2 protein-coding genes and 3 pseudogenes are annotated in these 9,773 nt (G+C 77.5%); 4 read left to right on the top strand and 1 reads right to left on the bottom strand.

The window, feature by feature from the left end; all coding sequences use genetic code 11:
• A pseudogene (locus SSNG_RS05000) lies at positions 1-1,577 on the bottom strand (hypothetical protein); the annotation flags it as partial.
• A 269-nt stretch (positions 1,578-1,846) separates the two neighbouring features.
• Here SSNG_RS05000 and SSNG_RS39140 point away from each other — a divergent pair.
• The 4 genes and pseudogenes from SSNG_RS39140 to SSNG_RS04975 form a co-directional block, all read left to right on the top strand.
• A pseudogene (locus tag SSNG_RS39140) lies at positions 1,847-4,938 on the top strand (type 2 lanthipeptide synthetase LanM family protein).
• 101 nt (positions 4,939-5,039) lie between these two features.
• Positions 5,040-5,249, top strand: a complete 210-nt coding sequence (locus tag SSNG_RS04985) for a hypothetical protein (protein WP_007262709.1) — start codon at positions 5,040-5,042, stop codon at positions 5,247-5,249.
• A gap of 120 nt (positions 5,250-5,369) precedes the next feature.
• A pseudogene (locus SSNG_RS04980) lies at positions 5,370-8,308 on the top strand (AAA family ATPase).
• Between the two features lie 209 nt (positions 8,309-8,517).
• On the top strand, positions 8,518-9,773 hold a 1,256-nt coding region (locus SSNG_RS04975), incomplete at its 3' end, for a BTAD domain-containing putative transcriptional regulator (RefSeq protein WP_042802967.1).

Below are 9,773 nucleotides of genomic sequence, written 5' to 3'. Positions count from 1 at the left end.
GCGGGGGCGGGAATGCCCAGTCCGGCCGTCCGGCGTCGGCGGTCTCCAGCAGCCCCGCCGCGACCTCCTCGGCCAGCCGGGTGAGGCAGCCCCCGCGGATCGGCGTCCACCTCGGCGGGGGAAGGCGGCCGGCCGGGCGCGTCCAGGGCCCGGTCCCGCGCCGGCTCCTGCGGCAGGTGGAAGGCGGTCGCCCGCCGCCACAGGTCCGGCGGCGGAGCCGCGTCCGCCAGGTCGCGGCGCAGCAGCTCCAGGTTGGCGGGCGCGTGTTCGGCGGTCTCGTTGAAGGGTGCGAGGAAGGCCAGCGCGACCGCCGCCGTGCCGTACCGGTCCCGCAGCAGCGGATCGGGGTCGCCGCGGACCAGGCCGGGCGGCGGCGTGAACCCCGGGGTGCCCATCGGGGAGGGCGGCCCGGACAGCGCCGAGGCCGCCTCGAAGTCCACCAGCCGGACCCCGCCCGTCGGAGTGACCAGGACGTTGCCGAGGCTGAGGTCGCCGAAGCGGTAGCCGGCGCGGTGCAGCCGCTCCAGCGCGCCGTCCAGCCCGGCCAGCAGGCGCCGGCACTCCTCGTAGTAGGCGGCGACGGAACCGGCCGTGCGGTCGGCGCGGGCCAGCGGGGAGGACCGGCTCAGCCAGGCCACCAGCGGCTGCCCCGCGACGTACTCGGTGACGAGGAAGTCGTGCTCCCACTCCGTGAAGTGCTCCAGCGGCTCCGGACCCACCCCGGGGGCGGCCGCGTGCAGTGCGCGCAGCACGCGGTACTCGTGCCGCAGCCGCGCCTGCGCGTCGGTCCCGTCGAAGACCAGGCCGTTGTGGGCGCGGGCCTCCTTCACGAAGACGGTCCGGCCGGTCCGCCGGTCCCGGGCCAGGTAGGCGCCGCCGGCGTTGCCCAGGCGCACCGCGCCGGTCACCTCGTAGTCGCGGATCAGGATCGGGCCCGCGTGCGGCCGCTCCTCCTCCTCGGCGAAGGGGTCCGTGATCCCCGCGGGCAGGTGGAAGGCGGGCAGCCGCAGGTCCGCCACCTCGCGGCCGGAGCCGTCGCGGACCAGTGCCTCCCGGGTGCCGTCGGCCCGCAGCCGGCTGCGGGCGCCGAAGGAGCCGTAGCGGTAGTGGACCGTGCGCGAGTCGCGGAAGCGCCGGTCGGTGAGGACGTACGGCCCCTCCTCCCCGTCGAGCGCGTCGCGCAGCCGCTCCAGCAGCCGGCGGGCGGTCGGCGTGTCCGGCGGGTAGACGGCGCAGAACTTGCCCGACTGCGCCCGCCCGGCGTGCTTGTGATGGAGGAACAGGAAGAAGAGCCGGGCGCTGAGGTGCTTGAACGGCACGCCTTCGGAGAAGCAGATCCCGGCGACCGTGTCGAGCACGTGCTGCGCGCGGTCCAGCCGCGCCGACACGTGGATCTTCCAGCCCTGGCCGGTGAGCCCGGTCCGCGGAACGCCCCATGCCGTCCAGATGCCCTGGTCGCGGCCGTGCAGGCCCGGCGGTACCTCCGCGGGGGCGAAGCGCGGCCCAGGGTCGGCCACGCGGGTCAGCGGCAGGTAGTACTCCCGGTCCGCGAGCGCTTCGCCGAAGCCTTCGAGCACGGGGTCTCCTCGCAGGGGTGGTCGGGGGCGGCGGGGCGGTTCGTACCGGACGCTAGGAGCGGCGGGTATGGAAACGGTTCGGCGGCGGCATGCGACCGGTATCGGACGGGAACCCCCCGGCGCGGCACGGGACGCTCGCGGCCCGCCGGAGTCCGGCTCGCGGCGGGGTGGAAAACATGGGGGACCCACCCCCATGTGGCGGGGGCACCCGCGTACCAGGATCGTGCGTGGCGCGGAGCGGTGCGGCGGGGCGGGGTCGAGGAGGGGCGATGGTGGCTGGACAGGGGCGGTACGGGGGCTCGCTGTCGGCGGTCGGGCGGTGGTGGGAGGCCGGGCTCGTCGGCGGTGACGGCGGTGACGGCGGTGGAGGACGGCCGGACTGGGCCGCGTTCGCCGAAGGGGCGACGGCCGCCACCAAAAAAAGAGGCCGTGGCGCCCGAGGGGGACCACCCGGGGCTGAGCGGCTTCGAGTGGGTGCTGCGGCCGTTCACCGCCCGCGCCGGGGAGCGGCTGGAGCGGCGCCTGCCGGAGCGGGTGCGCGGGCTCGTGGACATGGCCGCCGTACGCGAGGACCTGGAGCGCCACCTCGGCGGCCGGCTGGCACGGGCCGCGGCGCGGACGCTCGTGCTCGAGCTGTACGAGGCCCGCAGCGCCGGGCGGCTCGCGGGGGAGGACGCGCGGGCCCGCTTCCGGGACTTCCTGGGGCGTACCGCGTCCCGGCGCGGTCTGACGGCCCTGCTGGCCGGCCGGCCGGTGCTGCCGCGGATCCTGGGGCGGGCGGCGCTCGACGCGGCGGACGCCGTCGCGGAGGCGCTGAAACGGCTGCGACGACCACGCTTCCCTGACCGCGGCTGCTGGCGGGTTCCGGCGGAGACCCGGGACCGCTCGTCGGCATCGAGCCCGGCGCGGGCGACGGGCACCGGGGCGGGCGGAGCGTGATGCTGCTGCGCTTCGCCGACGAGGACCCGGCTGGTGTACAAGCCGCGGGCCGCTTGCCGTGCACCGCCACTTCAACGACCTCGTCGCCTGGTTCGGCCGGCTGCCCGGTTCCGTGGACCTGCGCACGCTGCGGCTGCTGGACCGCGGCGACTACGGGTGGGTGGAGTTCGTCGCCGCGCGGCCCTGCGCCGGCGCCCGGGAGGTCGAGGCGTTCTACCGCCGCCAGGGCGCACTGCTGGCGCTGCTGCACCTGGTCGACGGGACCGACCTGCACCACGAGAACCTGATCGCCGTCGGCGCCCACCCGGTCCTGGTCGACGTGGAGACCCTGTTCCACCCGCCGCTCGCGGGCACCGCCACGGAGGACCCCGCCGCCCGCGCGCTCCACGACTCGGTGTACCGCGTCGGGCTGCTGCCCCAGCTGCTGGTGGGCGACCACAGCGCCCTGGACGTGTCCGCGGTCGGCGGCGGCCGCGCAGCGGTGTCGCCCGTCGTCCGGGCGGACTGGGCCGACGCCGGCACCGACCGGATGCGCCTGGTGCGCAGGGCCGGGAGGTTCGGCGAGTCCGCCAACCGGCCGCGCCTCGCGGACGGCGGGCCCGTCGAGCCGGCGGCCCACGTCGAGGCGCTCTGCGCCGGATTCCGCGCCGGGTACACGGCGGTCGCCGCGACCAAAGAGGAACTGCTGCGGGAGACCGCCCTGTTGAAGGCGTTCGCCGAGGACGAGGTGCGGGTGCTGGTACGTCCCACCTGGGTGTACAGCACCCTGCTCGACGAGTCCACGCACCCCGCTCTGCTGAAGGACGCGGACGAGCGGCAGCGGGTCCTGGAGACCCTGCGCACCGACGCGCTCGGGAGGGCCCTCGCGCCCGACCTGGTGGACGAGGAGATCGCCCAGCTCTGGGCGGGGGACGTACCGCTGTTCACCGCCCGCCCTGGCCGCGACGGGCTCTGGGGCACGGGGGAGCGGCCGTTGGGCGGCCGCACGGACCGGCCCGGGACCGCCCGGGTCGCCGCGCGGCTCGCCGCCCTGGACACCGTCGACCGGCAGGACCAGGAGTGGATCGTGCGGGCCGCGATGGCGACGGCCTCCCGCGCCCCCGCGCACCGGCCCGCCCGGGACCGGCGCACCCGGACGGCGGAACGCGCCCCGGAGCCGGAGCGCCTGCTGTCGGCGGCCCGGTCCGTCGGGGACCGGCTGGTCTCCCTCGCCTACCGCGCGGGCCCGCGCAGCAACTGGATCGGCCTGGAGCTCCTGGACGACCGCTACTGGCGGATCGGCCCCATGCCGGCCGACCTGGCCGGCGGGTACACCGGGCCGGCCCTGTTCCTGGCGCAGCTCGCGGCGCTCACCGGGGCCGGGCACTACGCGGAGGCGGCCCGTACCGCCCTGGCGCCGGTGCCCGGGCTGCTCGACGCCCTGCGCCACCGCCCCGAGGACCTCGGGGCGGTGGGCTCGGGGGCCTTCTCCGGCCTCGGCGGCATCGCGTACGCGCTGGCCGAGACGGCACGGCTGCTGGACGATCCCGAGGTCGGCTCGTGGGCGTCCGCCGCGTTGCGGCTGGCGGGCGCGGCGGCCCGGTCCGAGGAGGAGTACGGGGTGGGCGCGGGGGTCGCGGGCGGGCTCGTCGCCCTGCTGGCCGCCCACCGGGCCGGGCGCGGCGCCGGTCAGGCGGCGCAGGAGGTCTGGCGGGACGCGCGGGCCTGCGCGGACCGGCTGACCGGGGCGACGCCCACGGCCGGGGGGCGGGGCTTCACGACGGGGGCCGCCGGGCTGGGTTGGGCCCTGCTGCGGTTCGCCGAAGCCGAAGCCGAAGCCGAAGCCGAAGCCGGAACCGGAACCGGAGCCGGAGCGGAAGCCGGAGCCAGCGCCGAAGCCGGAGCCGGAGCCGGCGCCCGCGCCGAGGGCGGCGGCGGGCGGTACCGGGTCGCGGGGCTGTCCGCGCTGCGGGCGGCCGTCGCCGGGGACCCGGGACCGGACGGCGGCCCGGCGGCGGGGGCGGGGGGCCGCGAGGCCCGGGACCCGGCCTGGTGCCGGGGACGCGCCGGCATCGCGCTCGCGGTGCTGGACGCGCCGGGCGCCCTGGACGACCCGCACCTCGCGGCCTGGTCCCGCAGGACCGTCGAAGCGCTGGGCCGGGACCGTCCGGCCGCCGACGACAGCCTCTGCCACGGCGAGGCCGGAGTGTGCGAACTCCTGGGCCACGGCGCGGTCCCGGAGGCGCGCCCGCACTGGATCCGCCGGGCCGGAGCGCTGCTGGGCTCCGCCGAGGAGACCGGTGCCCGCAGCGGCGCCCCCGGCGGGGTCGCGCACCCCGGCCTGCTGACCGGGCTGGCCGGGATCGGGCACGGACTCCTCCGGGCGGGGTTCCCGGACCGCGTGCCCTCCCTGCTGCTCCTGCACACGTCCGGCCCGGCCTGACCCCCACCGGCCACCACGACCGCACTACCGCACCACCGGACACACCGCACCACCGCACGGACCGGCACGACCACCACTCCCGCGGACCCGAAGGACGGACGATGACCATGCAGATCAACGACTCGGTGAGGTACGTCGACGGCAGCGCCGGCACCGAGACCGCGGCCCAGGACAACCCGGTCGGCGAGGTCGTGTTCGGGACGGGCGGGACGCTGGGCCTGCGCAGCCGGCTGCTCCGGTCGGCGGACTCCGACGCCGCCGCCTTCTCGGTCGACGTGCCCTGGACCACCGGCTCCCTCACGCTGTTCTGACGGGGCGACGGGCACGCCGCCCCGGCGGCGTGCCCGGGACGACGAGGTGACCGGACGGTTGCAGGGCCGGGTTCCCCCGGCCCTTTGCCGTGCCCGAACAAGGTCAAGTAGCCTGCGCCCATGCGAGCGACGTCGTCGGTCATCGTGGGGCGGGGACGCCGAGACACGGGTGCTGGACGAGGCCCTGGAGAGCGTCGGGAGAGGTGCCGGGCGGGCCGTGTTCCTCGTCGGCGAGGCCGGGATCGGCAAGTCCCGGCTGGCGGGTCCGCCCTGCGCGCGTACGACCGGGACATGCCGGTGCTGCGCGGCCGCGCCACCTCCACCGGCCTCGTCGTGCCGTTCCGGCCGCTGGCCGAGGCGCTGTCCTCGCGGTTCCGGGCCGCGGGCGCCCCGGACGACCCGGAACTCCAGCCGTACCGGCCCGCGCTGGCCGGCCTCGTACCGGAGTGGCGGTCCGCCGCGGCGGCGCCCGGGTACGCGATATCACTGGTCGAACTGGCCGAGGCGCTGCTCAGGCTGCTGGCGGTGCTCGGCCGCGAGCGGGGCTGCGTGATCCTCCTGGAGGACCTGCACGACTCCGACACCGAGACGATCGCGGTCGTCGAGTACCTCGTCGACAACGTGGCGGAGCTGCCCGTCCTCCTGGTCGCCACCCTCCGCCCCGACCCCGGCCCCGCGCTGGACCTCGCCCTCGCCGCCGAGCTGCGCAACACCGTCACCCTGCGCGAGCTGGGGCCGCTGGACGGGGCCGCCGTACGGGACATGGCGGCCGCGTGCCTGGACGCCGAGCCGGGTGAGGTCCCCCCGGCCGCCCACCGGCACCTCGCGCAGTGGGCCGGCGGGAACCCGTACCTGGTGGAGGTGCTGCTGGCCGACCTGCTGGACACGGGCCGGCTCGGCCGGGCCGACGGCGGGTGGCGGTTCGCGGAGGAGGGCGGGGCGACGGTGCCCGCGGGCGCGGTCCGCAGCTGGGCGCGCCGACTGGACCGGCTCGACGAACCGGTGCGCGAACTGCTGCTCGTCGCGGCGACGCTCGGCGGCCGGTTCTCCGTCGGAGCCCTCCGGGCGGTGACCGGACTCGACGACCGGGCCCTGTTCGCCCACCTCCGGTCGGCCTCCGAGGTCGGCATCATCGCCCCGGACGGGGCCGCCCACGACCACTACGCCTTCCGCCACGCCCTGACGGCGGACGCGCTCAGGGCCTCGCTGCCGCCCGCCGAGCAGGCCGCGCTGGCCCGCCGGGCGGCCTCGGCCATCGAGGACTCCGCCGGTGAACTGGCAGGCGACCAGCGTCAGTTGGTGGGGACGCTGCGACTGGCGGCGGGCGACAGGGTGGCCGCGTCCCGGCAGTTCGCCCAGGTCGGCCGGCAGATGCTGGACGCCGGCGCGTCGGGCTCGGCCGCCGTGCTGCTGGAGCGCGCCCGGGGACTGGCGTCCGACGAGGAGCGGCACGAGGTCACCGTGCAGCTGGCCATCGCGCAGGCCGAGTCCGGGCGGCTCGACGAGGCGGCCGCGCTGCTCGACGACCTCCCGCCGGTGCCCGCCGGGTCGCTCGCCGCGGAGTTACGGGCCCAGGCGCACACGCAGGTCGCGTGGGTCGCGACCATGGCGGAGCAGAAGGAGGAGGCGCGCCGGCGGATCCGGGCGGCCCGCGCCCTGCTCGGGGCCGGCCCCCGCCCGGAGCAGGAGGCGGCGCTCGCCGTGGTCGAGGGCCACCTCGCGCTGCTGCCGGAGCGGGACGGCCCGAGCGGCAAGGACGGCCGCGAGCGACTCGAAGAGGCGGAACGTTCCGCCCGGTGCGCCGCGCTCACCGCCGAGCAGCGCGGCCGGCCCGTGGTGGCCTGCCAGGCCTGGCAGTTGCTGGCCATGCTGTCCCGGCAGCGCGGCTTCGACGAGGCCGACGCCTGCCTGGAACGGATGCTGGCCGTGGCCGAGGAACACCGGCTCGCCGTGTACCGGGCCGAGGCCCTCGTGCGGCTCGGCACCAACGCGTTCATGCGGACCGGTGAGGCGACCCGCCTGGAGACCGCCCGCGCGGCGGCCCGTGAACTCGGGTCGCTGGCCCTGCTCCAGGCGGTCGACGGGTTCCTCGCCATGCAGAGCGTGCTGGGCGGCCGATGGGACCGGGCCCGGGAGATCACCGAACGGTCGGTGGAGGCCAGCGCCCGCCTCCAGAACCTCTCGACGCACCGCTACCTGCTCCTCGTCGACGCCACGCTCGCCGCCCACCAGGGACGCGCCCGCGACCAGGACAAGGCCCTGCTCCGGTTCCGTCGGGCGGGCGGCGAGGAGTCCATGCTCGTGCCCCTCCAGCGCGGACTGTGCCAGGCCGTGGGCGCGCTCATGGGGGAGGACCGGGACCGGGCGAAAGGCCGAGATCGAGGCCGCGCTGGCCTGGGAGCGGGAGCACCCGAGCTTCTTCTACCTCAGCGGCCGCTACGGGGCTCGGCCCCCTGCTGCGGGTCCTCGACGGCGAGGACCACCGGCCGCGGGGCGCACGGGAGGCGCTGGCCTCCCCCGGCGGCCAGCTCGCCTGGAACCGGATGTTCCTCGACCTGGCGGACGCGGTCCTGCGCGGCCGCGACGGCGACCCCGACGGCGCGCGGCGCGCCGTGGAACGGGCCGGCCGCGCGGCGGCCGTGTTCCCGCAGGCGTGGCACCTCGCCCTGCGGCTCACCGCCGAGGCGGCGCTCGCCGACTCCTGGGGCGAACCGGTCGCCTGGCTGCGGACCGCCGAGGAGTACTTCCACGACGCGGGCGTACCGCCGGTGGCCGGAGCCTGCCGGGCCCTCATGCGCCAGGCGGGGGTCAGCGTCCCGCAGCGCCGCGGCGGCCGCGAGCGGATCCCCGCCGGCCTGCGCACCGCCGGCGTCACCCCGCGCGAGTACGAGGTGTTCGTCCTGCTCGCGCAGCGCCCCGGCAACCAGCAGATCGCGCAGAGCCTGTGCATCTCGCCCCGCACGGTCGAGAAGCACATGGCGAGCCTGATGGCCAAGACCGGCTCCCCGGACCGCTCGGCCCTGTGCGCCCTGTCGGCGGAGTCCGCGGACACCCCCTAGCCGCGGACACCCCGTAGCCGCCTGATCCCCCGGGCCGGGTGCGGCCGCCGCCGGGATGGGGGCCGCCGCCGGCTATATGGGGGCCCGGTCCCCCATGACGGGGGTACGGGCGGCACGACTGTGCGGGCCCGGTACCGATGTGTGACGGGCACGGACCGCGGATCATCGAACGGACCGACCGACTCCCGTCACCCACGGAGGTTCGCCCGATGCCGCGTCCGTCCGCCCAGCCCGCAGCGTCGTCCGGCACGCTGAGGTTCTCCGTCCTCGGCCCGCTCACGGTCCACCGGGACGACCGGGCGCTGCCGCTCGGCCCGCTGAAGCAGCGGGTCGTCCTGGCGACCCTGCTCGGCGCGGCCAACAGCCCCGTGTCCGTCGACGCGTTGACCGACGCGGTCTGGCAGGAGGAGCCCCCGCGCACTGCCCGCAAGAACCTCCAGGTGTACGTGAGCGCCCTGCGCGCCCTGCTCGGCGACGACGACCCGGACCGGCCGCGGCTCACCCACACGGGAGCGGGATACGTGCTGCGCGTCGCGGAGGACGAGCTCGACCTCCTGCGGTTCCGCGCCCTGGTGCGGTCCGCCGAGGGGGAGCGGGCCCGCCCGGCCGCCCGGCTGCTGCGCCAGGCCCTCGACCTGTGGCAGGGGCCGCCGCTGGGGGGTGACCTGCGGCAGTCCCCCCGGCTCGCCGAGGAGGCCGAACGGCTGGAACTGCGCCGCCTGACGGCCTACGAGGGCTGGGCGGAGGCGGAACTCGAACTGGGCGGCGCACCCGCGGTGGCCGAGGCGCTGCGCGAACTGGTGGAGCGGCACCCGCTCCGGGAGCGGCTCCGGTCCGCCTGGATGTGCGCGCTGAGCGGCTCCGGCCGGCAGGCCGAGGCGCTCGCCGCGTACGACGACTACCGCCAGCTCCTGGCCCGGGAACTGGGCCTGGAGCCGGGCGGCGCCATGGCGGCCCGCTACCGAACGCTCCTCGCCGGCGACGACCGGACCGGGACGGACGCGGCCCCCCGGCCGCGGCCCGTCCGCCCGCCCGCCGCCCTGCCGCCCGACCTCGCCGACTTCACCGGGCACGGCGGGGAACTGAGCCGGCTCACCGGCCTCCTGGAGGACGAGGACGCCGGCCGCGTCGCCCTGCTCTCGGGACCCGCCGGCTCCGGGAAGACCACCCTCGCCGTGCGTGCCGCCCACCTGCTCGGAGACCGGTTCCCCGACGGCCGGATCTGCGTCGGCCTGCGTGACGCGGACGGCCGCGCCCGCCCGCTCTCCGCCGTCCTCGCGGAACTCGGTGAACGGGCCGGCCGGCCCGGCCCGTCCGGGCCCGAGGCGTGGCGCGAGTGGCTGGCGGAGCACCGCGTGCTGGTGGTCCTGGACGACGTGCCCGACGAACGCGCCGTACGGCCGCTGCTCCCGTGCGGCGGGCGGGGCAGGGTGCTGCTCACCGCGCGCGGCCAGCTGGGCGGCCT

Origin of the sequence: Streptomyces sp. C (assembly GCF_000158895.1) — a bacterium.
Taxonomy (GTDB): domain Bacteria; phylum Actinomycetota; class Actinomycetes; order Streptomycetales; family Streptomycetaceae; genus Streptomyces; species Streptomyces racemochromogenes.
This window is presented reverse-complemented; position numbering and strand designations above follow the sequence as displayed.

Coding starts and splice junctions, on each gene's coding strand:
- SSNG_RS04985 (WP_007262709.1), top strand. CDS start 5,040: ATGACCATGCAGATCAACGACTCGGTGAGGTACGTCGACGGCAGCGCC.